Raw genomic sequence first — 22679 nt, 5'->3', positions numbered from 1 at the left:
CGGCCAGCGCTTCACGCAGATCGGCGGCCACCTCAACTGGATCGGGTAGCTCCACGCCTCCCACCTGGTCGGCGACAGCAGCGATCGACGAAGATGCAGACGCGGGCACGGCACTCCAGGTGATGGTCTTGTACGGCGTGAGAACCGCAAGATCACCACTGGAGCCGTGCCCGCACCCGTACCTCCGCCCGCGTGTCGCCGCAGCTCAGCGCCTACTCACCGCGACTTTGCCGACCCCCTGGGTTAGGAGGGTGTTGAGGTCTGTCGTCACAAACGGATCTTCAACACCCTCCTGCCACGTCCCGGGCAGGCACGCCGTTAGGACTTACTCGTCTAGTCGGGGTGGCATGCGGACCATCCAGAACAGCAGCGTGCTGGTTCGGCTTGTTCGACCGGACTTTCGACTGATTCGGCTCTCACGGCGGAGTGCGGGGTGTCACCGACGACGGTTCGATCGCTCCGGGGACTCGTATCTGATCAGTACGGCCGTCTCGGACCCCTGTAAATAGATGGCGACCGTTGCCAAGCCCGATTCGTCCGGCGGCAACCAACGAGTGACCGACCGCTCGGGGGCGGCGTCGAACGACGTCCTGTACCAACGGCCCGGGTCGACCACGTGAGCAGCTTCTACGAAGGGGTCCCAGACATCGGGCCTGCTCCGAGTTCCCGCGGAGGCAGTTGCCAGATATTCGATCAGGTCGCTGCCGAGTACGTGCGGCAGCGTGGTGATGTCGTGCGGCAGGACGTCCACCATTGCCTGGTCGGTCGAGTGCACCTGGTTGTTACTGAAGATTTCGTTGGCTACAGGCTTGATCACGCGGTGATGTAGTGCAGGTCGGTCGGCGAAGAACGCGCGGACGGTGTGGGCCGGCGGCCCCGTTCCGTGACCCGCCCGCTGGTCAACGCTTCGCGCTCCGCTCGTGCGGCGCCTGTTGGGGCTTATGTCGATGCGCCCGTCCTACAAGATCTGCCCCGGTGACCGCCTCGAGGTCGAGGTCGTCCGGCCCGACCGGGACGCGAGCACTCGTCATGGGCAAGCTCGACAAGGTGCCGTCAGCGGCCGGCGGGTGCGCGCTCCGGATCGTCGTCACTGAGGCGCAGGTGAAGGCTCCCACCGCCCGCGGCGTGGCGCGCCTGTCGGCCGAGGGCATCAGGACCGGTTCCGCAGAAGGCCAGTCGTCAGGACGGCTGCGGCCAGCACCAATAGCGCCAAGCCGAGGACCGCGACATCCAGGGGCCATGGCGTGATGGGGCTGATCATGATGGAACTCGCACCCAACATGCCAGCCGCGAAGGCGGCGGCAGTTCCCCTGGGCCGGTTGCTCACACCCTGGGGCTCGCACCGCGGGGCTTACGACGTTAACCGCCTCGTCACCTGCGCTAAAAGGGCGGTCATCATCAGAATTGGCGACGGCCGGCCGAGGCGGACACTAGTCGACTTACGTTGTTCGTGCGGAGGCCTTGAGGGGGAGGCTGATGCGACAGCGCCCCGCCTCCAGCTGCGAGACGGGGCCCTGCCGTGCAACCGGCAGGTCGCGGCGGAAGGGGACGCCCGACCGGCTGGTCTGCTTGGGGTCGGCCCCGATCTTGCGCCCGTTACCTTCCCGTTACAGATATATCGGGATGCGCACGACGCGCAGATCCAGGTGCTGCCAGCGACGGGGTGACGGTGGGACTCCGGTCGTTCAGCTGCTCAGCCCGCGGGAACCCCTACCGCCGGCGGCGCGGTGCCCGCAGTTGCACACTGCCGTGCCTCGGTGGTCGCCGCCGGGTGCCGGCCACATAGCCGCCGACCCCGGCGACCAGGAGCAGCGCGCCGCAGGACACCGCGATGATGACAACGCTCACGCCGACACCACGACGTAGGCGGTCGGGCTGTGGTCGGGCACTGTTGGGACGGTCGCGATGTCGATCACTGCAAGGTTGTCGCGTCTGCTCCTGATTGGTTACGTCGGGGCGGTGAAGCGGCTGGCCGCGTTGTGCCATTTCCAGTGCCTCGAGGACGTATAGGCGGCGAAAATTTCGCCCTGGCGGGGCTGTGGGCCGACCCGCCGCCCGACGCGAACAGCCGGTGTTGCGCTGCGGGAGGCAGGCGGGGATCAGACGTATCGACTGAACGGTGAACCACACCTGCCGTCCGGGTTGCGGGAATGAGTGTCTTTATGGTCGTGTGCCGGCCCGCCGGCAACGGGCCACGAACTCGCGCATCGCATGCTCGGAGTTAGTGCGCGGCCGATGTCGCCGTCGTGTCACGCCGCGACCCAGCTGATCACGATGGGGCACTGGTCAATGTGGACGGCGCGTCGGGAACCGTGGTCCTCGCCGACGCCTCGACCATATGAACGGCGCCCTGCGGGAGTGGTCAGGGCGGGCCGCGGTGTGCTCCGGGGGGTGGCGTGAGGGTTGTGGTCGTGGGTGCGGGGCCGGCCGGGGTCGCCACGGCGCTGCTGCGGGCGCGCTACGGGGTCGGGGTTGTTCTCGTCGAGCGGGAGGCCATGCCGGGGCGGTTGTTCCGTGGGGAGGTCTTGCTGCCGCTCGGCATCGACGCCCTGCACGAGATGGGGGTGGGCCGGGTGCTCGACGAGGTGCCGAGCCGCACGATCGGCTCCCGGGACACCTGGATCGACGGCGAGCGGGTTCTCGTCGTCGCGGAGCCCGTCGCGGAGCCCGTCGCGCAGCTCGGCCGGCGAGCGGTGCGGGTGGTGTCGCAGCCGGCGCTGCTGGCGCGGCTGCTCGACCGGGCCACCCGCTACCCGGGGTTCGCCTTTCATCCGGAGGCTCGGCTGGCCGAGCTGGTGCGGGACGGTCGGGGGCGCGTGGTGGGCGCCCGCCTGGTGCGAACCGGTGGTGGCGCCGCGGGCTGGGATGAAAGAGCCGATCTTGTCCTCGGCTGTGACGGGCGCGGGTCGTCGGTGCGCAGGCACGCCGGGCTGGCGCTGGCCCGGTCGACCGAGGATTACGACGTGGTCTGGTTCACCGCGCCCGCACCCCGTGGGCTCGCGTACCGCTCCGGCTTCCTACTTTGTGGGCGCGCCGGGACCCACCCGGCGGTCGGCTACGTCTCCTGGGACGGCCGGCTGCAGTACGGGGTGGTGATGCCGAAGGGGCGGCCGTGGGAGTCGGGCACGGGGGACTGGCTGGCCGACGCGGTGCGCGCCGCGCCGGCTTTCCTCGCCGCGCACCTGCTCGCGTGCCGCGGCGAAATCGAGGGGCCGATCCGGCTTACCGTGCAGGTCGGGCGATGCCCGGCGTGGACCGCGCCCGGGGTGCTGCTGCTCGACGATGCGGCGCACCCGATGTCCCCGGTCCGGGCCCAGGGCATCAACCTCGCCCTGCGTGACGCCGTGGTGGCCGCGAACCACCTCGTCCCGGCGCTGACGGGCCAGCTCGGGGTCGAGGCGGTCGACGCCGCGTGCCGAGCGGTGCAGGTCGAACGGGAACCGGAGATGGAGCGGGCGCAGCGGCTGCAGCGCCGGGAGTCCCGCGGCCAGGGCCACGCCCGCTCCGGCAGCTGGCGATACACCCTGGCCCGGCACGGCGCCCGCCTCCTGGGCGGGCACCGCTGGGCAGAGACCGCCTGGCTGCGCCGCCAGCATGACCTGCGGTTCGGCTGCCGACCGGTGCGGCTCCGGCTGCCACCCCCGCCCTGACCGGCACCCTTTCGCGGCCCGCACGACGAGCACCCGGCTGCCGTGACAGCAACGCTGACCGCAACGAGCTGGGCGTGGCCTGCACCGACGGCGTGCGTCGGCGGGTGCAGCAGGAGACCCTCGGCCACCACTGCCGCACTGTGAACCGCTTCTACGGGAACGGCCACGAGTCCGACGACCGGAGCCGGAGCCGGAGCCGGAGCCGGAGCCGTGGCTCGTCGGGCCGTCGCAGTAGCACGGTCGACGACCGGGCCGAGGACAGGTCCTGTCGGCTGCCCCAATGGCCCGACCGCGGGTAGCTTTGTCGGGAAACCGTTGCTTGGAGCGGCGGCGATCGAGCGTGACTTCGTAATCACCCAGGGTTGAGCTCCGCCATCGAACCGTCAATCGGACTGTCTCTCGGCCCAGCTGCTCCGCGAGCGCCCTTGTGGGGGCAGGCGGTGGGGAGGACGCTGTCTGACCCAGGACCTGCAGGAGGAGACGATGGCCGGCTTCACTCAGATCATCGAGATGCAGACCTCCCGGATCGACGAGGTCGAAGCGCTGATCCGCGAGCTGCGCAACCGGCTCGACGACGGGCGGTCCTCGGCCCCGCGCCGCGGCACCATCACGGCCGACCGCGACCGTGACGGGTTCTACCTCAGCATCGTCGAGTTCGACTCGTACGAGACCGCGATGGAGAACTCGAACCGGCCAGAGGTCAGCGAGTACGCAGGCCAGCTGGCCAAGCTCTGCGACGCCCCGCCGAAGTTCTACAACCTCGACGTACGGGAGACCTGGCAGCCCGGCAGCCGGTGAGCCGGGTGCCGGTGAAATACGTGGACGACCTCAAGCCGTTCGTGCGGCTTGAGGTCGGCGTTCCGGCCACGCCTTTGAGCACGGCGGGTCGCCGGCGCGGGTTGGCCGAAGCCGAGTTCGGCGAGGTGGTGGTGAAGTCGATGGCCGGGAGGCCTGATCGTCGACATCCCGCCGGAATCGAGGTCTTTACCGGCGGCTTACGGAAGAGCATGATCGCCGAGGCCGAGACGCACGAGGTCGACGGGACCGAGGTAGGCCGGGAGATAGCACCTGCTCGCGGTACGGGGCGCGCTGCTCGACCTCCACGGGGGAAGGGGTATGCGTTATGCGATCAATCAGGGCGGCCGATGTCCCTATCGCACTCAAGGACGACAATGTCGAGGTCCGGCTATCCGAGGTCGGCGAGATGACTGTCGGGTATTTCCGCTTCGCCAAGGGAACCGACCTGGGTCCCGCGTTGGCGGGGCTGCCGGGCGACATGTGCCAGTGCCCGCACTGGGGCTACATGCTTGAGGGCACGCTGCTGATGCGCACCCCGTCGGGGGACCACACCTATGAGGCCGGCCAGGCGTTCTACTGGGCCCCCGGGCATGCCCCGGAAGCCTTGGAGGACTGCGCGTACGTGGACTTTTCTCTCACGGCTCAGCTCCAGGAGGTGCTGCGGCACATCCAGAACGCGGGCGGCTGATCGCTGCCTCGACAGTTGCCCGAGGTCGGCCCCTGGCGCGGCCGCCGGTCAAACCCACGCGATCGCGCAGGAGTCGTCGGGTACCGCATGACGGCGCCCGCCGCGCAGGCACGATCGTCTCGGTGGCGACGGCCACGACCACCCCCGCGGCCCGTGATCGTCCTCGTTGCCGCAGCGCCGAAGGGACTTGTGCCCGACGGGTAAGGCCACGCCGCTGAGCACGCCACCGACGCCCGAACGCACGTTCGAGGATAAGCCTGCGTCCTTGCGCTTCCAGGGCTGCGCACCGCGTCGCGGAAAGGTGTCGGGCCGGTGACGGTTGGGCCGCGATCGGTTCAGTAGAGGGCCCCTGGGTACCGCCGGATTGCAAGCCTTTCCCGCCAAGTGGAAGTGGACACAGTGATGACCCGTTCCGATCCCACCCTCGGCGCCCGGCGGCCTGTGCAAATCGCCGCCATGGTCGTCGGGGCAGTGTTCCTGCTCGTCGGCATCGCCGGGTTCATCCCCGGGCTCACGACGAACTACGACCAGCTTCAGTTCGCCGGCCACATGTCCAGCGCCCTCCTGCTCGGCGTCTTCCAGGTGTCGATCCTGCACAACATCGTGCACCTGCTCTTCGGCGCCGCCGGCGTCGCGATGGCGCGCACCGCTACCGGGGCGCGCAACTATCTGATCGGCGGCGGCGTGATCTACGCCGTGCTGTGGCTCTACGGATTGCTTATCGGCCAGGACGCACCGGCCAACTTCGTGCCGGTGAACAACGCCGATGACTGGCTGCACTTCGTCCTGGCAATCGGCATGATCGGGCTCGGCGTTCTGCTCGGGCGGAACCGGCGCGCCCTGGACTGACCCTGCGTCCGCCCGCTGTTGGGTGCAGGCGGCCCGGACGCCCCTGGGCCGCCTGCACTGATGCGGCCAGGTTGGCGACCGGCGTACCCGGCGTCGGCCGCGACGCCAGCGCCGCGGCGACGGTGCTGAACCGGGCGGCGACGACGAGTGCGGTGACCGCGATTGCTCCGAGCGTCAGTACGGTCAGGGGCGGGGTGAGGACCGAGGGCGCCCGGTCGATCAGCGCGGCCCGCCAGAAGATCTTCCTGATGTGATCGTCGCGGGTGGGGATCGCAGCGCCGCCAACTTTGTCCCCGTCAACGACGCCGACAACTCGCTGCACCTCGTCCTGGCACCGGGCATGATCGCCCTCGGTGTACTGCTCACCCGCGACACCCGCGGCCGCACCACCGGATAACCGAGCACTGAGCAGCTGCCGCTTTCGCAGCGCCGGCGCCGGTTTGGAGGAGCTTCGATCGGGCACCTCGACAAGCGGGCTGCCACCAGCGCAGGGATGGGGGATCTGTGCGGATCGTCATCACCGGTGCCAGCGGCAACGTCGGCACGGCCCTGCTGCGCCGGCTCGAGAGCGAAGGCGGGCGGCACGAGCTGGTCGGCGTCTGCCGGCGGCCGCCCCCGGACTCCCCGCCGTACCGGACAGCCTCGTGGGTCGCGCTCGATCTCGCCGAACCAGGTGTGGACGTGGCGCTGCGGCCCGTGCTCCGCGGCGCCGACGCGGTGGTGCACCTGGCGTGGGGATTCCAGCCGTCGCATGACGTGGCCTATCTGGACCGGCTGGGCGTCGAGGGCACCCGGGCGGTCGTCGATACCGCGCAGGACGAGGGTGTCCCGCACCTGGTGCACATGTCGTCGGTGGGCGCCTACTCCCCCGGCCCGGATCCCGGTGCGCCCGGAGGGCCCCGGGTCACCGAGGAGTGGCCGACCGGGGGCATCGACAGCCTGGCGTACAGCATCGAGAAGGTCGCGGCTGAACGGCTGCTCGACGAACACGAGCGCCGCCACCCCGACGGCACCGCCGTCGCCCGGATGCGGCCCGGCCTGATCGTGCAGCGCGACGCCGGCAGTGCCCTGCTGCGCTACGGCATGCCGGCCTACCTTCCGGCCGCGATGCTGCGGCACGTCCCGCTGCTGCCCCTTGACCGCGACTTCGTCGTGCCGCTGGTGCACGCCGATGACGTTGCCGATGCGGTCGCCCGCGCGCTGGAGCGGCGGGCGACTGGGGCGTTCAACCTGGCCGCCGACCCTCCGGTGACCCGCGAGCTGGTCGCCGACGTGCTGGGCGCCCGGCCGGTGCACCTGCCGCGCACGGTGCTGCGCACCGCCGTCGACCTGGCCTGGCGGTTGCGGCTGCAACCGCTTGATGCCGGCTGGATCGACCTGGCGTTCGCCGTTCCGTTGCTGGACACCAGGCGGGCGCGCACAGAGCTCGGGTGGTCGCCGACCATCGACGCCCGCACCGCGCTGGCCGAGGTCCTCACCGGCATGGCGGACGCCGCGGCGACCGCCAGCCCGGCGTTGCGCCCGCGTTCCGTGGCCGCCGAGCTGTCCGCGCTGGCGCGCCGCGGTCCGATCGTCAAGCGCCCGCTTCCCTGATCACTGTCACCGAGCTGCTCGCGTTCCACCCGGAGGCAACGATGAACGAACAGACCGTTCCCGACACCCCGATGGCCGCGGGCGGTGTCCGCCGCGTCGGCGAATGGGCCGTCGGCGTTAGCGGCGGGGAGGACTTCGCCGTGTCCCGGCGCTGCCGCCACCAGCTCGCCGACCTCAGCAAGGGCACGGTGGACGCCGACGGCTGCCTGGTCTGCCCGTGGCATGCCAGCCGTTACGACGTCCGGACCGGTGCCATGGTGGACGGCCCGCAGGGCATCCTGTTCTACCGCGGTCCTACGCCCGGCTACAGCGCGCTCGTGCTGGCCTACGCGAAGCGCCTGAAGCTGCGCGTCGGCCGCGTCGTACGCCGGGCTGGACGGATCACGGTCGAGAAGCGCCGGTAGGCCGGCGATGGGCAGAACCCAACGAGTGGTCGAGTTCATGTTCGGCGTCCTCGCCCGGTGGCGGTCCGGCCGGGCGGTGCACACCCGCGGCACCGCAGTGGACGCCACGCTGACCATCGACCCCGGATCGGCCACCGGACGTGCCCTGGCCGGCTCTCGGTCGCGACCGGCGGTGGTGCGGGCCTCGAAGTCGATCGGGCTCCCGGGTCGAATCCCGGACCTGCTCGGGATGGCTCTGCGGATCTCTGCAGGGGACGACCGCCTGTTCGACGTCCTGCTGGCGTCGACGGGCCGGCGCGGGATCGCCCACATGGCGCTCCTGCCGTCCGGGAACTGGTGGGGCCGGCCGTACAGCACGGTGCTGCCCTACGTCGTCGACGGGCGACGGCTCGTGCTGGGCCTCGAGGCCGACGCCGGGATCGTTCCGGCCGGCGCGGATCTGGGTGATGTGGCGACGGCCGTCCGCAACGGGCCGGTGGCGTTCACCGTCAGCGAGATGCCGGTCCTCGGGGAGCGCTGCGCGATCGGGCGGCTGGTGCTGGAATCGGTGCGCGAGGACGGCCCGTCGATCACCTTCGACCCGATCCTGAACGCGCTACCGCGACTGCATCTGGTCCGCCCGCTGAGCGCGCTTCGTGAGTGGGCGTACACCGGGTCCCGCACGGGCCGCAACGCCGAGCCGGCCTCGTTGTGCCGTCGCCCCGACGATGCGGCCGACGCGTAGCCGGCCGGATCGGGTGGCCGTCCCGCATCCTGCGGTCGGGTACGACCCTGGGCCCGGTACCCGCGCGAACCCGGCGGCGCCGAGACACCGACGAGCTCGAGGGTGGTCGCGCCGGGCCGCAGGTCACCGGGTACCCGGTGACGGGCCCAGTGGGCGACGTCGGGGCGCCGACCGGGTCGCCGGGACGCGCGGTGTCATAGGGGTCGACCGGCGGCGCGGGCCGGGGGCGGCCTGCCGGCGGAGGGCAGCGGTGCGGCCACCGGGCTGTCGAACGCCGCCGGGGCGGGGCGCCCGGCCCGGTAGCCCGCAGCGTCGTGGGCCCGGTCCGGGGCCTGCCCCGAGCTGCCCGGGGTCAGCGCCGAGCGGCCGGCGGCGGTGTCGCCGCCGCAACACGACCGGGGTGGAGGTCACGAGCGGCGGGTACCCGGGGAATCGTGCTGCTACCTGCCCGTTCCGACCGCAGACCCGGCGGCCTCCGGCAACGCGCGAAAATTGTCCTCCGCTGGCCGATCGGGCTGACGGCGATCGCCTTTCGGTACGTCTGGCGGATCACCCCGGTCTACCGCGTCGACGAGGTCGGCGGTCCGGACGACATGCCGCCACCCTTGCCCGAGGGCGTGGAGCGCGAGAGCCTGCAGACGCCCGAGCAGGGCTACGGGACGCTGCTGCACCGCAGGTACGCCGTATGGATCAAGGGGGCGCAGGTGGGACCGGAGGATGCCGTCACTCATCTGGCCGCCGACCCGAACCATGCCACGCCTGTCGACGCCGCAGTCTTCGTCAAGACCGCGGGCGAGCCGGGGGAGATGCGGGTCGGCGACGAGTATGTGGTGCGCATGCCCGGCCCGTGGGACGGCCCGGTCCAGGTGATCGCCCGCACCGCCACGTCCATCCGGTTCGCGACGCTGCACGGGCACCTGGAGGCCGGGCAGATTGAGTTCCGGGCGCGACGGGTCAACGAGGGAGAATGCGAGGGGCTGCACTTCGAGATCGAGTCGTGGGCGCGGCCCGGCGACCGGCTCTCGCACCTGCTTTACAACCGGCTCCTGCTGGCCAAGGAGATCCAACTCAACCTTTGGACCGAGACCTGCCTCGGCGTGGTGAGAGGCAGCGGGGGCCGGCTGGTCGGCGGCGTGCGGGTGCACACGCGGCGGGTCGACGAACCGGTGCCGGAGTCCTGACCGCCTTCGCCCCGCTGAAGCGGAAGGTTCGCCGCATCTGATCAGAGGCACACGTCACGTGCTCCAACGGCTGCCCCAGGCCCAGGTCCGCTGACAGCGACAGCGTCCCCAGCAGCTCGGCCATCCGCAGGCCCGAAGCGGAGGCAGCGCTCCCCGTGCTCACTGGCTGAGCCAGCGCGCGCACATGTCCTCTCACGACCGGGTAGCCGGGAGCAGGCCGGCCCACATCGAGGTGCGCAAGATCGAGTATGTGATCTGTGAGTGTCGTTGCGGGTGCTCCTGGGCGGAGGACCACGAGGCTCGCCGCCGGTACGGCGGCGTTTCGCATCACCGGCGCCGTTTCACGACAGCCGCCCACGATCCAACGCGTTTTTAGAGGCATACTGGCCGCACTGCAACGTCGGGGGACGGCGTGGACGACGAGGCTACCCGCGCAACGGTCGAGGCCGTTAGACGGCTGGATGCCGCGTTCGATCGCGGTGATATCGACGCCTTCATGGCGGCCATGACCGACGACTGCGTCTGGGAGTCCTTCACGCCGGCCCCTGACGGGCAACGCCACGAGGGCCAAGCGGCGGTGCGGCAGGCGATGACGGAGTTCCTCGGCTCCTCTCCGGTCTTTGACGGTGAGGAGATGCTCGCCCGCGGCGATCGCGCGGTGGTGCGCTGGACCTGCCGCTTCAGTGGCGGACATGTCCGAGGAGTCGACGTCGTGCGAGTCCGCCACGGGAAGGTCGCCGAGATTCTCTCCTATGTGAAAGCTTGAGGCGCCGGCAGGCATGGAGCGATGCCCTACCTACTTCCGCCCGCCTACCGGGTAGTGCGCCAGTACGCCAGGAACGTGTCGTTTATGGGCGTGCCGGTGAACTGGATCTCGTGTCCGGCGCCCGCGACCACGGCCCGGGAGGCGCCGATCCGCTCGGCGAGGTCGTCGCAAATGGCGTCGAACCCCGCGCTGTGCCCGCCGGACACGACGAGCTTGGGGAACGGTGCCGCGGCGAGCTCCTCGAGTGGCAGGTCGGGGTGCCAGAACGGCCGGCCGCGGCGCAGCACCGGCACGAGCGGCAGTGCAGCAGCAAGGAAGTCCGGGGAGAACTCATCGGGATCGCTGCCGACCGCCTTGAGGAAGCCGATGACCCACTGTTGGTCGGGGATGTCCTGGTCCCACATGCGGCGGACCTCGTCGACGAGCGCTCGCCCGGCGGGATGCTGGTGACCGAGCGCGAATGCTGCCGGCTCGAGAAGGGCCAGTGACAAGGTCGCCTCGGGGCGGCGGGCGGCGGCAAAGAGCACGCCGAGGCCTCCGTAGGAGTGGCCGACCAGGTGCGCGCCGTCGCCCATCAGCGCGGCGATGTCCTCGGCATCGCGCAGGAAGTCCTCACCGAAGGCTGCGGGGCTCCGCCCGTAGCCGCGGCGGTCCGGCGCCAGCAGACGGTAGCCCTCGTCGGCGAGCGGTCGCTGCCCCTCCCACTCCTCGGCCGCGGTGGCCAACGACCCGTGGGCGAGCACCACCGGCGTCCCGTCCCCCCAGGCCTCCACGTGGATGTCGGTGCCCGGATATGTGCCGGGTGTCGTGTCTGTTGTCATGACTGTGTTCCTTCTTCGTTGTTGCTGTCGGGGTGTCGAGTGGTGATCAGCACGATGACGGCGTGCTGGCCGTCGCTGCGGTCGGGCAACCAGGAGGCATCTGTTGGTCAGGCGGCCGTTGACGGCGAGGCGAAGAAGTCTTGGACTGCCACTGTCCCGGCGAAGACTCCGAGGAAGCGCCCGACGAGGACGGGGTCGTCGCGCATGGCCGTGAACAGCCTCTCCTCCTGCGGGGTGGGCGGCGCGAGCGCGGACGTGGCGTAGGTGAAGTCGTACATCGACATGACGGCCGCGTTGCGCTGCCGTTCGTACGCCGCGAGGGCCTTGCCGAACGGCTCGCGGTGGCGCAGTCCGTCGTCGAGGGCGTTGGCAAGCAGCTCTGCGTGGAGGAAGGCGTCAGTGATGCCCTGCGCGGTGCAGGGGTCCTTGAGGTAGCCGGCGTCGCCGACCAGTGCCCAGCCCGGCCCGTACGGGCGGCGGAACCAGCTCGGCACAGCAGCCCCGATCCACCGATCCTCGCGACGGCCTCCGCGGAGCTGCTCGGCGAGCTTCGGCGCGGCCTCGGCGATGGTCTGGTGGTACTGGCCTTCGATGTCGTGGTGGACGGCGCGGTAGTCGTCGATGGCCCAGTTGACGGCCACCAGCGTCAGGTCGTCGTTCGTGGGGATGGTGACCACCGAGCGGTACGGGCGGGGGTAGAGCGTGTTGACGCGGCTCGGGAGGCCGCTCCAGTAGGTGAAGTAGGTGCCCTGCCGTGCCGGGCGTGCCAAGTACATGGATGCACCGACGCGGGCGGCGGTGGGGGAGCGCATGCCGTCAGCGCCGACTACGACCGTTGCCGTCGCACTGACCGTTCGCCCGCCGCGGAGGTGCCCGCGGATGCCGCGGACCTGTGGCCCCGCCCCCACGCTGTCGTCGGTGAGCAGCTCGTCGACGGTGCAGCCCTCCCACAGCTCCGCGCCCGCCTCGACCGCGGCGTTCACCAGGATCGCGTCGAGCACGATGCGTCGCGGGGCGTACGCCTCCCGCACACCGTCGGCCGCCGGCATCGTGCCGGTGACGGTGAACCCACCCACGTCCATCGCGGCGGTCGTCATCGGCGGGCAGCCGGATGCGACGAGCTCGTCGAGCAGTCCCCAACGTTTCAGCGCCGCGACCCCGGGCTGCCACACCAGATGCGTGGACAGCCGCAGGTCGCTGGGGAATGTGCTGCGGTCGACCAGCAGCACGCGGTGTCCCTGGCGGGCCAGCAGCATGGCGGTGGATGCGCCGGCGCACCGGGCTCCCACCACGATCACGTCGTACATCGGGTCCTCCTGCTCGGTCGCCGCCCGTCGCGGCGTCGTGGATCGAGCGTGCGGTGTGGCGCTGACATGGCGAGGTCATCGCGCTGACGCGCGGGCGGTGCGAGACTGACGCCTCTCGCGCCGAGGGGTGGCCGACGATGATTTTCCGAGTGCTCGGACCGCTGCAGGCCGAGGCCGACGACGGTCCGATCCCTCTGTCCGGGCAACGGCCGCGAGCGCTGCTCACCGCCCTGCTGCTGGAGCCGAACTCGGTCGTTCCCGTTCACCGCCTGGTGGAGGCGTTGTGGGGGGAGGAGCTGCCGGACGCGCCCGCCAACGCGCTGCAGCAGGTCGTCGCCCGGTTGCGGACGCGGCTCGGGCCGGTGGGCACGGCGATCGTCACCCGCCCGCCGGGTTACGTTCTGGTCGTCGACCCGGCGTCCGTCGACGCGCAGTGCTTCGAATCGGGTTACCGCGCGGCTCGCTCGGTCTGGTCGACAGATCCGGTACGGGCGGGCGCGCTGCTCGACGACGCGTTGCTGTGGTGGCGGGGACCCGCCTACGGGGAGTTCGCCGACGACTTCGCCGGTCCGGCGGCCGCGCGGCTCGAAGAGCTGCGGATTTCAGCGCTTGAGGACCGTGCCGCGCTGTTCGTGCAGTCCGGTGCCGCCACCGAGGCCATCGCGACCGCCCGCGAGGTCATGGCTCGCGCACCGCTGCGGGAGCGACCGGTCGAGCTGCTGATGCGGGCTCTTCACATCGACGGCCGCGTGGGGGAGGCCCTCGAGGTCTTCCGCGCGTACCGCGAGCTGCTTGCCGACGAGCTCGGCCTCGACCCCGGCCCGCAGCTGCGCGACCTCGAGACGCAGATCCTGCGTAACGACCCCGGCACCGCAAGGACGCAGCGGCCACCGATCGCGCTGACAGCTTCCGCCGATGGCGGGACACGGTCCAACCTGCCCGCGCAGCTCACCTCCTTCGTCGGCCGGAAGTCGGAGGTGGCCGCCGTGACGGCGTTGCTCGCGACGACCCGGCTGCTCACGGTCACCGGACCCGGAGGAACGGGCAAGACCCGTCTCGCACTCGAGGTCGCGGCCGCGTTGTCCGGCGAGTACGCGGACGGGACGTTCTTCGTCGACCTCGCGCCGGTGACCGATCCCGCCCTCGTCGTACCCACGATCGCCGCGACTTTGAGGATCCGCGAGGAGGGCTGGGAACGACCCGTACGCCAGGCCCTCGACGAGCACCTCCGACACCGGCGCCTCCTGCTGCTGCTCGACAACTTCGAGCAGGTGCTGGACGCGGCGCCCATCGTCACGCAGCTGCTGGCGGCGGCGACCGGACTGACAGTCCTCGTGACGAGCCGCGCGCCCCTTCGCGTCCGTGGCGAGCAAGTCGTCCCGCTCGGGCCACTGGAGACCGCCCACCCGGGCCCGGGGTCGCTCGACACCCTCGCACGGGTCGAAGGGGTGGCACTGTTCACCCAGCGGGCCGCCGCGGCCGCGCCTCGATTTACCCTCACCGAGCAGAACGCGCCGGCCGTGGCGGAGCTCGTCAGCCGGCTCGACGGGCTCCCGCTCGCCATCGAGCTCGCCGCCTCACGCTCCGCCGTCCTGGGGCCCGTGGCGATGCTGCAGAGGTTGGACCGCCACGAGCCGCTGCTCGAGGCCGGCGCACGCGACCTCCCCGCTCGCCAGCAGACCCTGCGCGCCGCGATCAGCTGGAGCTACGACATACTCGCCGCCAGCGAGCGCAGCCTGTTCCGCCGGGTCTCCGTGCTGGGAGGCGGGTTCACGCCGCAGGCCGCGGCCGCTGTCTGCGCCGGCGAGGAAGCCGGCCTGGATGTCCTGACCGGTCTGACCGTGCTCGCGGACACCAGCCTCGTCTTCCCGGTTCCCACCGGCGACGGACAGGTCCGCTTCGGCATGTTGCAGACGATCCGGGAGTTCGCCCTGGACCGGCTCAATGTCGAAGACGACCGCACCGGCGCCGAACGCCGCCATGCGCAGTGGTTCCTCCGCGTCGCCGAGGACGCCGAGCCGGGCATGCGCGGCCCACAGCTCGTGCAGTCGGTCGTCACCCTGCAGACCGAGCACGAGAACCTCCGTGCGGCGCTTCGCTGGTCGATCGAACACGACGACGCCGACATCGGGCTGCGGATCGTCGGCGCCCTGTGGCGCTTCTGGCACCTGGACGGCCACCTGTCCGAAGGGCGGCGGTGGACAGCCGCGGTGCTGGATCTGCCGTCGGCCGCCCGCCGGACGGTCGCGCGGGCCAAGGCCCTGTCCGCCGCAGGCGGCCTCGCCTACTGGCAGGGCGACGTGGCGGCGGTACGAGCCGCCTACGAGGAGGCGGCCGCCATCTGCGACGAGGTCGGCGACCAGGCGAACCGGGCACAGGCCACCTACGACCTCGCCTTCGCCTACGGTCTCGTTCCGACGAAGGCGCACTCGCGTCAGCTGTTCGAGAAGAGCCGGGAGATGTTCGAAAGCGTCGGCAACGCCGTCGGCGTCGCCGACACCCAGTGGGCACTGGCCATGATGACCGGGCTCGCCGGGGACTACGCCACCGCCCGGCACCTGGCCCACGACAGCGTCCGGCGGCATCGTGAGCGGGGCGACGCATTCGGGTTGGTGGACGCACTCAGCGAGTTGGGCCGGGCAGCCCGCGAGCTGGGGCAGTTCGACACCGCTCGCTCGTGCTTCCTGGAAGCCCTGCAGGGACTGGCTCCCATTGGCTACCGCACCGCCGTCGCGATCACGCTCGACAACCTCGCCGCCCTGGAGAACCGGCTCGGGCACCACATCCGTGCCCTTCGTCTGGCCGGCGCCGCCGAAGCGCTCACCGAGTCCGCCGGTGGCCAGGTTCCCCCCGAGTTCGCCGACCTCCCCGACCTACGGCGAGCCGCCCGTGCGGCACACCCCGAGGAGCGCATCGCTCAAGCATGGGCAGAAGGGCGGGCGATGAGCTTGGACGAGGCCGTCGACTACGCCCGCACGAACGGACTCCTCGTCACCGCTTTGACCGGCGGTGCCCGCACTGAGTGATGTGCCGCGTCGAACCTTGGCCAGTTCTCGCTCTGGAGCGCTCTCGAACGGCCAAGGGTGTCAGCAGCATCGGGAGCGCCACCTCTTCTGTGGCAGAGCCGACGTTCTTACAGTCCCCGATCGGTCCAAGTCAGTGGCGGGCGCTGATTGTGTCGGGGCAGGACCGCGACCTCGTGCCGCAGCACGAGGCTCTCGGCGTCCTTGGCCGCGTCGGATCGGGCGAGCAGCACGAGCCAGCTCAGCACGCGTCCGAGCATGAGTGAGGCGAGTCGGAGGGCCACGGCGACTGATCATGCTTATCGGCTACCACCAGTTGTCGACGGATCCTGAAATCTGACCCCCTAGCGTTCTGCGGGTTCCAGAGCTTGTCGCAACATACCTGCTAGACGAGGGGTGTGGAGATGGCACGGCGGGGCCGCAAGCGGCAGTTGGAGTTGGAAGCCGAGTACTGGCGACTACTCGCCTCGGCGTCGGGACCGTCGCGGCGTGCAAGGCGCTCAGGATCGGCGCAAAACCGGCTATCGGGTGGCGGTCCGAGACCGGCGGGCTGCCACCGGTGCGACGGGGCGAAGCCAGCCGGTCGGGGCGTTACCTGTCGCTGTTGGAGCGCCAGCGGATTGCCACCCTGCGTCGGCTCGGTCTGGGCGTGCGGCGGATCGCCGCCGAGCTCGGCCGCAACCCGTCCACGATCAGCCGCGAGCTGCGCCGCCACCGGCGCGGCCACGACCGCAACTACGACGGCGACCTCGCTCATGCCCGCGCCCGAGAGGCCGCCCGACGCCCGCGCCGCAACCGGCTCAGCCGCGACGAGCAGCTGCGCCAGATCGTGCAGGCCAAGCTCGAGCTGGAATGGAGCCCGGAGCAGATCGCCGCGCACCTGCGCAGCGGGTATCCGGACCGGCCGGACTGGCACCTGTGCCACGAGACGATCTACCAGGCGCTCTACCACGGCGGAAAGGGCGGGCTGAGCAGGACATTGACCCGCCGCCTGCGGACCGGGCGGCCGCTGCGGAAACGACGGCGCAGGGCAATGGCGCGGCAGGTCCGGTTCATTGCCCCGGCGAAGCTGATCGACGCCCGCCCGGCTGAGGTGTCTGAGCGCGCCCGGCTCGGAGACTGGGAAGGCGACTTGATCGTCGGCCCGGGTAGTCGATCTGCGATCGGCACCCTGGTCGACCGGCGCAGCCGCTACCTGCTGCTGGTCCATCTGCCCGACGGGCACAGCGCGACCGCCTGCCGGCAAGCCCTTCAGCGGCGACTCGCCGGGCTACCTGAGCACCTGCGCCAGACCCTGACCTGGGATCAAGGCTCGGAGATGGCCCAGCACGACCGGCTCGCCACCCTGTTCGACCAGGGCGTGTACTTCGCCTACCCGGCCAGCCCCTGGCAGCGCGGAACCAACGAGAACACCAACGGGCTGGTGCGCCAATACTTCCCCAAGGGCACCGACCTCCGCCGCTTCAGCACGGTGGAGACGTTGGCTGCTGTGACCAGCGTGTTGGCGCGGGCCTGCGGGGTCGGCAGCAGGAAGGGCAGGCTGGCCCCGGGCTTCGACGCCGACATCCTGGCTGTGGCCGCAGGAGGACCTGGGTTCGAGGTCGAGGATCACGGTCCGACAGGCCGTCGACTCTTGTTGGACACAGCATGCCACCACGACGGGCTCCTTCGTGGTAACACCCCTAATGACCCCAACCGCCGGCCCGGCGTGAACGGGCGCTGACCTCCCCCCGTGCATCTGCATTGACGAGCTCACACAGGGCTCGCCGATCCCACGAGGGGGACTCATCATGACCACACGGATCCACCGCGCGGTGGTCGCTGCCGCGCTCACCGCCGCCAGCCTCACGGGCACCGTCGCGCTCGCCACCCCGGCTTTCGCCGCCGACACGGTCAGCGTCAGCTTCGGCAACCTGATCCTCTCGGGCGGGCCGGAGGCGAACAGCCTCCGGTTCGAGCCGGTGGGCAACCTCGTCGAGGTGCGCGAGCTCAACAGCACCTCAATGACCGCCGGCCCCGGGTGCATCCAGATCGACACGAGGGTGGTCCACTGTCGGGGGGTGCAAAACATCAACGCCAACGGCGGCGGGGGTGTCGACGTGCTCGACAACAAGACGACCCTGCCCTCCGTGCTGAACGGCGACACGGACAGCGACCTCCTGATCGGTGGCCCGAGGAACGACCAGCTGATCGGCGGACCGGGCACCGACAACGCCAACGGAGGCCCGGGTCAGGACATCTGCAATGCGGAGGGTGAGACGAACTGCGAGCTGGACTGAGCAGAGCACCGTCCCGGTGTCCGGCATCGGGCGCCGTCTCCCTGACCCAGCGGATCCGTGGTTCCCGGGCCGGGCGGGCACGACGGCCCGGCTGAGCGCGACCACCCGGGGAGGCACGATCGACGTGGCGATCGCACCGGACGCACCGCCCCGTTCCGCGCGCACCCGGCCCAGGAGGCTGGCTGGGCTGTTCGCCGTGGACGTGCTGGCGGACGGCGAGCTGCGCGGAAGCTCCACCGACGGGGACCGTCTGCAGGGGTACGTCAAGCAGGTACGGCCGGCGGCGGGTTCGACGGCGCGGGCATGATCACCACGCCGGCCGGGACATCGCCCTTCAGCATCCGGCTGAGCAGCTCGGACGCGTTCACCGGACGGGCGGTCTTCCTCGAGGACGGGCGGTCCCGCGGCCGCAGCGCCAGCGCGGATGCGCGGATGCACGGGGCTCCAAGATCTGCATAGGCCACCGCCGCAGCGGCGCCGATCACCGCTCTCCCTCCCTGCGCTCGCCCGGCCCGCGCGTAGGCGTTGTGACACTGATCCGCTCGGAAGCTCGCCCACCGGATGACGAGATCACTGGTGGGCGACGCTCTTCTTCTAGGCACTACCGATCCACGACATGGGTGCGCTGCCGCCGATGCGCGCGGCTGGTCGCACGGCCAGAGTGGGCACAGCCGGCGCTGCGGGCCGGAGCACCGACGACGCGGAGGTGGGACGTGGACCGGCTGCTCGAGCGGGACTCCGCACTGGACGAGCTGCATGATGCGCTCGCGGACGCCACCCGCGGCCAGGGACGCCTGGTGCTCATCATGGGGGAGGCGGGGATTGGCAAGACGAGCGTGGTTCGTGCCTTCCTGGCGAGCCTATCTGGCAATAGGGCGGTCCGGATCCTCCGTGGCGCGTGCGACGACCTCGTCACCCCGCGGGAGCTGGGCCCGTTCCACGACCTCGCGCCTGGCGCCCGGGCGGAGCTGCGGACCGCACTGGCTGCCGGGGACATGCAGGACTTCTTCGAGGCCTTGCTCGCGGAGATCGCCTCCCCGGTGTCGGTGCTCGTCGTCGAGGACGTGCATTGGGCCGACGACGCCACGATCGATGCCCTCGCGTTCCTGGCGCGGCGCGTGGAGCACCATCCGGCGCTGATCGTTGTGACGTACCGCGACGACGAGGTGCCACCCGAGTCACCGCTGCTTCGACTGCTCGGCCGGGTGCGGCGCCCGGCGGGCCGGCGGATCGCGCTGGGGCCGCTGTCGGCCCGAGCGGTGTCGGCCCTGGCCGGACAGCTCGGAGCTGGCGTCCGCCTGCACGCTTGGACGGGCGGCAATCCCTTCTTCGTCACCGAGCTGCTCGCCGCGCAGGACGAGGGGCTGCCCGCGTCGGTCCGGGACGCCGTGCTCGCGCGCGTCGGCACACTTCCCGAGGCGTCCCGGGCGCTTTTGGACCTGCTCGCCGTGGTGCCGACCCGCCTGGAGACCCCGCTACTCGACGCGCTGCACCCGGGATGGGCCGGTGATGTCGTGCCGGCGGAGCGCCGCGGCATCGTCGAGGTGCACGACGGCGCGCTGGCGTTCCGTCACGAGCTTGCCCGGCTGGCGGTCGTCAACGGGATGCCGGCAGTGCAGCGGCAGGCCGCTGGCCGGTCGGTGCTGGCCGCCCTGCTCCGCCAGGACCCGCTCGACGAGGCCCGGGTCCTGCACCATGCCGTCCTTTGCCAGGACGCCACCGCCATTGCCACCCACGGCCCGGCGGCGGCCCGCCGGGCCACCCGCGCCGGCGCCCACCGCCAGGCACTGGCCCACTACGAGCAGCTGCGACCGCACGAGGACCTGCTGGACCCGGCCGAGCGCGCGGCCGTGGCCGAGGAGCACGCGTGGGAGCTCTACAACGCCCTGCGCTTCGCCGACGCCGTCCGGCTGTCACGGCACGCGGTTGACCTGCGTCGTGACCTCGGGGAGAAGTCCGCGCTGGGCAGGGCCATGGTCACCCTCGCCTGGCACCTGTATCTCGATGCGGAGGTGGCCGAGGCCCGGTCCGCCGTTGACGACGCGGTGGCCCTCCTCGAGCAGGCCGGGGATCCCGAGGCGCTCGCGCTGGCCCGCAGCTACCGCGGTTTCCTGAACGTGCTGAGCGATCGTGAGGAGGAGGGCCTTGCCGAGCTGGCCGACCTGGCTGCCCGGCACCCGGCCGGGGATCCACTCGACGCGGCGTGGACGATCTACCGAGGACTCGGCCTGGCTTTCCTCGGCGACGAGGCCGGCCTGGAGCTCGTGCAGCGCGGTGTCGCCGACGCGACGGCTCGGGGCCAGCGCGAGTTCGCCGCGCTCGGCTACACCGCGCTAGTGAAGGCGGCGCGCCGGCTCGGACGCGACGCGGACGTGCGCAGCTTCGCCGACGCCGGTCTCGCCCGGACCCGCGAGACCGACCTGCGGTCGCACGGCTTCACCCTTGAAGCGCACCTGCACCAGCTGTGCGTCCAGGAGGGGCGTTGGGACGACGCGGAGAAGGGGCTGCGGAACTTGCTACGGGCCGCGCCCGAAGCGGGCATCCTGGGTCGGGAGACGCTGCCGCACCTGGGGCGGCTCCTGCTGCGGCGCGGTCATCCCGAGGCAAACGAGCTGCTCGACCGCGCCTGGCAGCTGGGCCTGCGTACCGACATCCTGCCGGTGCTCGTGCCTGCCGGGATCGCGTTGATCGAGCGCGCCTGGCTCGACGGTGACCCGGCGGCGCAGCGGCAGCGGGCCGAGCTGCTCCTCGCCCGCACCGACCGCCCCGGAGTTGGCCGGTACCGCGGCGAGCTGCTGCGGTACATGAAGCGGTGCGGCTGGCCGGTGCGCGAGTTCGCCGGCTGCCCACCGGAATACCTGTTGGGGCTGCGGGGTGACTGGGCGGGCGCGGCGGAGGAGTGGCGGCGGGTCGGCGACCCGTACGAGCGGGCGCTGGAGCTGGCCGACTCGGGGTTGCGCGAGCCCACGCTCGAGGCCCTTGCTGTGCTCGACGATCTGGGCGCGGTCCCCGCGGCTCGGCTGGTCCGGGCGCGGCTGCGCGACCTCGGCGTCACGCGCATCCCGCGCGGGCCGAGGGCGTTCGCCCGGGAGCACCCGGCTGGGCTGACCGAGCGTCAGGTCGACGTGCTGCACTTGCTCGGCGAGGGGCTCACCAACGCCGAGATCGCCGCCCGGCTCGTGCTCTCGATCCGGACCGTCGACCACCACGTCTCTGCGATTCTCACCAAGCTCGGCGTTGCCAGCCGGCGGGAGGCCGCCCGCCTTGCCCGCCGATCCGACTGATCCACCACCTCGAGAAGGAGGGTCACTTGTCCCGGAAGTCCTTCGGCATCTTCCTTGCGCCGTACCACTGCCCGGCCGGACAGAACCCGACCGCGGCCTTCGAGCGCGACCTCGACGTCCTGCGGCTCGCGGACGCGCTCGGGTTCGCGGAGGCGTGGATTGGCGAGCACCACTCCTGCGGGTCTGAGCTGATCCCCGACCCGTTCCTGTTTATCGCCCATGCCGTGAACCACGTCCGTCATCTGCGGCTCGGCACGGGCGTCGTCTCGCTGCCGTACCACAACCCGTTGTGGACGGCCGAGCGTGCGCTGTTCCTCGACCACCTGACCCGCGGCCGCTTCATGCTTGGTCTGGGGCCTGGTGCGCTGCCGACGGACGCGGCGATGATCGGGCTGCCGCTGGCCGAGCAACGAGCGGCGTTCGAGGCGGATGTCGAAGTGCTGGCGGCCTTGCTGCGGGGGGAGCGGGTGACCGCGAAGACGGACCGTTACACCCTCGTCGACGCCATGACGCAGCTCGCGCCCTACAGCGACTTCGAGGTCGCGGTCGCCGCCGTGGCGTCGGCGACCGGTCCGCGCGCGGCGGCGCGGATCGGTGCCTCACTCTTGTCGCTGGGCGCGACGACCCCGGACGGGTTCGCCACCCTGGCACGCCACTGGGACATGATGGAACGGCGCGGGGCGGAGTACGGGCACACCCCGCAGCGCGGCCGGTGGCGGCTCGTCGGTCCGGTGCATCTAGCCGAGACGCGCGAGCAGGCGATCGAGGACGTGCGGTACGGCCTCGACGACTGGGCGGACTACACCCAGCACGTGCTGGCCGCACCTCACCTGCGCGCCGCCGGGTCGACCTTTGCCGAGCGCGTGGTGTGGGTGACCGACTGCGGGATGGGCGTCATCGGCACGCCCGCCGACGCGATCGAGCAGATCGAGCGGCTGGAGGCTGAGTCCGGAGGGTTCGGCCCGTTCCTGCTGATGCACCACGAATGGGCTCGGCCCGACGCCACGGCGCGCAGCTACGAGCTGTTCGCCCGCCACGTCATGCCGCACTTCCAGGGCACCGGCGTACGGCTGCGAGCCGCGGCGGAGTACGCGCGGTCGCGCTGGGAGGAGCTGGACCAGGCCCACGGCCAGGCGATCCAGGCCGCGACGTCGAGGCACCCCGATGCGGCGACGTGACCCGCCCGACCCGCACACGGTGGTTCCGCCGGAAGGGTTCGTGTGAGTCCCCCGAATCGTTCCCGCCGGAGGCGGTGTCGATGTCGCCGTCGGTCTCGGGCGCGTCCGGGCCGGCCTTGCCGCTTGTGACTCCG

21 protein-coding genes are annotated in these 22679 nt (G+C 71.3%); 16 read left to right on the top strand and 5 right to left on the bottom strand.

Going from position 1 to position 22679, the window contains the following annotated elements; genetic code table 11:
• Positions 1-436: 436 nt before the first annotated feature.
• Positions 437-817, bottom strand: coding sequence for a hypothetical protein (locus RM445_RS28505; RefSeq protein WP_311559964.1), 381 nt, complete (start codon positions 815-817; stop codon positions 437-439).
• A gap of 893 nt (positions 818-1710) precedes the next feature.
• The gene (locus RM445_RS28500) at positions 1711-1848 is read right to left on the bottom strand and encodes a hypothetical protein (protein WP_311559963.1); all 138 of its coding nucleotides are present in this window, start codon (positions 1846-1848) and stop codon (positions 1711-1713) included.
• A gap of 548 nt (positions 1849-2396) precedes the next feature.
• Between RM445_RS28500 and RM445_RS28495 the strand changes: the two genes are divergently transcribed.
• The 10 genes from RM445_RS28495 (at position 2397) to RM445_RS28450 (ending at position 10653) form a co-directional block, all read left to right on the top strand.
• Positions 2397-3650 (top strand): FAD-dependent monooxygenase, encoded by a 1254-nt coding sequence (locus tag RM445_RS28495; protein ID WP_311559962.1) that lies wholly within the window; start codon positions 2397-2399, stop codon positions 3648-3650.
• A 483-nt stretch (positions 3651-4133) separates the two neighbouring features.
• Positions 4134-4448, top strand: a complete 315-nt coding sequence (locus RM445_RS28490; RefSeq protein WP_311559961.1) for a hypothetical protein — start codon at positions 4134-4136, stop codon at positions 4446-4448.
• Between the two features lie 406 nt (positions 4449-4854).
• On the top strand, positions 4855-5136 hold the full coding sequence (locus tag RM445_RS28485; RefSeq protein WP_311559960.1) for a cupin domain-containing protein: 282 nt from the start codon (positions 4855-4857) through the stop codon (positions 5134-5136).
• Positions 5137-5538: 402 nt separating this feature from the next.
• Positions 5539-5985, top strand: a complete 447-nt coding sequence (locus RM445_RS28480) for a DUF4383 domain-containing protein (RefSeq protein ID WP_311559959.1) — start codon at positions 5539-5541, stop codon at positions 5983-5985.
• A 250-nt stretch (positions 5986-6235) separates the two neighbouring features.
• Complete coding sequence (locus RM445_RS28475) at positions 6236-6382, top strand: DUF4383 domain-containing protein (protein WP_397469420.1); 147 nt, start codon at positions 6236-6238, stop codon at positions 6380-6382.
• A 107-nt stretch (positions 6383-6489) separates the two neighbouring features.
• Positions 6490-7578 (top strand): NAD-dependent epimerase/dehydratase family protein, encoded by a 1089-nt coding sequence (locus tag RM445_RS28470; RefSeq protein WP_311559958.1) that lies wholly within the window; start codon positions 6490-6492, stop codon positions 7576-7578.
• 41 nt (positions 7579-7619) lie between these two features.
• Positions 7620-7982 carry a Rieske (2Fe-2S) protein gene (locus RM445_RS28465; protein WP_311559957.1) on the top strand — a complete coding sequence of 121 codons (363 nt, stop codon included), beginning with the start codon at positions 7620-7622 and terminating at the stop codon, positions 7980-7982.
• Between the two features lie 25 nt (positions 7983-8007).
• Positions 8008-8706 (top strand): catalase family protein, encoded by a 699-nt coding sequence (locus RM445_RS28460; protein ID WP_311559956.1) that lies wholly within the window; start codon positions 8008-8010, stop codon positions 8704-8706.
• 434 nt (positions 8707-9140) lie between these two features.
• Entirely contained in the window at positions 9141-9887 is a 747-nt protein-coding gene (locus RM445_RS28455) for a DUF1990 family protein (protein WP_311559955.1), read from the top strand.
• 412 nt (positions 9888-10299) lie between these two features.
• The gene (locus tag RM445_RS28450; RefSeq protein WP_311559954.1) at positions 10300-10653 is read left to right on the top strand and encodes a nuclear transport factor 2 family protein; all 354 of its coding nucleotides are present in this window, start codon (positions 10300-10302) and stop codon (positions 10651-10653) included.
• A 44-nt stretch (positions 10654-10697) separates the two neighbouring features.
• On the opposite strand, the gene RM445_RS28445 is transcribed toward RM445_RS28450, so the two are convergent.
• The gene (locus RM445_RS28445; RefSeq protein ID WP_311559953.1) at positions 10698-11474 is read right to left on the bottom strand and encodes an alpha/beta fold hydrolase; all 777 of its coding nucleotides are present in this window, start codon (positions 11472-11474) and stop codon (positions 10698-10700) included.
• A 107-nt stretch (positions 11475-11581) separates the two neighbouring features.
• Positions 11582-12781, bottom strand: a complete 1200-nt coding sequence (locus tag RM445_RS28440; protein ID WP_311559952.1) for an NAD(P)/FAD-dependent oxidoreductase — start codon at positions 12779-12781, stop codon at positions 11582-11584.
• A gap of 137 nt (positions 12782-12918) precedes the next feature.
• Here RM445_RS28440 and RM445_RS28435 point away from each other — a divergent pair, with 137 nt between their 5' ends.
• Positions 12919-15807, top strand: a complete 2889-nt coding sequence (locus RM445_RS28435) for a BTAD domain-containing putative transcriptional regulator (RefSeq protein ID WP_311559951.1) — start codon at positions 12919-12921, stop codon at positions 15805-15807.
• Positions 15808-15914: 107 nt separating this feature from the next.
• Here the strand turns inward: RM445_RS28435 and RM445_RS28430 are convergent, their stop codons facing one another.
• Complete coding sequence (locus RM445_RS28430) at positions 15915-16088, bottom strand: hypothetical protein (protein WP_311559950.1); 174 nt, start codon at positions 16086-16088, stop codon at positions 15915-15917.
• Between the two features lie 275 nt (positions 16089-16363).
• Between RM445_RS28430 and RM445_RS28425 the strand changes: the two genes are divergently transcribed.
• The 5 genes from RM445_RS28425 to RM445_RS28405 all read left to right on the top strand — a co-directional run bounded on the left by RM445_RS28425 (position 16364) and on the right by RM445_RS28405 (position 22545).
• On the top strand, positions 16364-17527 hold the full coding sequence (locus RM445_RS28425) for an IS30 family transposase (protein ID WP_311559949.1): 1164 nt from the start codon (positions 16364-16366) through the stop codon (positions 17525-17527).
• A gap of 67 nt (positions 17528-17594) precedes the next feature.
• The gene (locus tag RM445_RS28420) at positions 17595-18083 is read left to right on the top strand and encodes a hypothetical protein (RefSeq protein ID WP_311559948.1); all 489 of its coding nucleotides are present in this window, start codon (positions 17595-17597) and stop codon (positions 18081-18083) included.
• A 124-nt stretch (positions 18084-18207) separates the two neighbouring features.
• On the top strand, positions 18208-18390 hold the full coding sequence (locus tag RM445_RS28415; protein ID WP_311559947.1) for a hypothetical protein: 183 nt from the start codon (positions 18208-18210) through the stop codon (positions 18388-18390).
• A gap of 406 nt (positions 18391-18796) precedes the next feature.
• A complete protein-coding gene (locus tag RM445_RS28410; protein ID WP_311559946.1) occupies positions 18797-21367 on the top strand; it encodes an ATP-binding protein in 2571 nt (856 codons plus the stop codon).
• A gap of 26 nt (positions 21368-21393) precedes the next feature.
• Positions 21394-22545, top strand: coding sequence for an LLM class flavin-dependent oxidoreductase (locus RM445_RS28405; RefSeq protein ID WP_397469417.1), 1152 nt, complete (start codon positions 21394-21396; stop codon positions 22543-22545).
• Positions 22546-22679 lie beyond the last annotated feature (134 nt).

The organism is Pseudonocardia charpentierae (assembly GCF_031845345.1).
Lineage (GTDB): Bacteria > Actinomycetota > Actinomycetes > Mycobacteriales > Pseudonocardiaceae > Pseudonocardia > Pseudonocardia charpentierae.
This window is presented reverse-complemented; position numbering and strand designations above follow the sequence as displayed.

Bases quoted from the DNA above. Each gene is read 5' to 3' on its own strand.
- RM445_RS28420 (WP_311559948.1), top strand. From the start codon at position 17,595: ATGACCACACGGATCCACCGCGCGGTGGTCGCTGCCGCGCTCACCGCC.
- RM445_RS28445 (WP_311559953.1), bottom strand. From the start codon at position 11,474: ATGACAACAGACACGACACCCGGCACATATCCGGGCACCGACATCCAC.
- RM445_RS28490 (WP_311559961.1), top strand. From the start codon at position 4,134: ATGGCCGGCTTCACTCAGATCATCGAGATGCAGACCTCCCGGATCGAC.
- RM445_RS28440 (WP_311559952.1), bottom strand. From the start codon at position 12,781: ATGTACGACGTGATCGTGGTGGGAGCCCGGTGCGCCGGCGCATCCACC.
- RM445_RS28480 (WP_311559959.1), top strand. From the start codon at position 5,539: ATGACCCGTTCCGATCCCACCCTCGGCGCCCGGCGGCCTGTGCAAATC.
- RM445_RS28435 (WP_311559951.1), top strand. From the start codon at position 12,919: ATGATTTTCCGAGTGCTCGGACCGCTGCAGGCCGAGGCCGACGACGGT.
- RM445_RS28485 (WP_311559960.1), top strand. From the start codon at position 4,855: ATGACTGTCGGGTATTTCCGCTTCGCCAAGGGAACCGACCTGGGTCCC.
- RM445_RS28465 (WP_311559957.1), top strand. From the start codon at position 7,620: ATGAACGAACAGACCGTTCCCGACACCCCGATGGCCGCGGGCGGTGTC.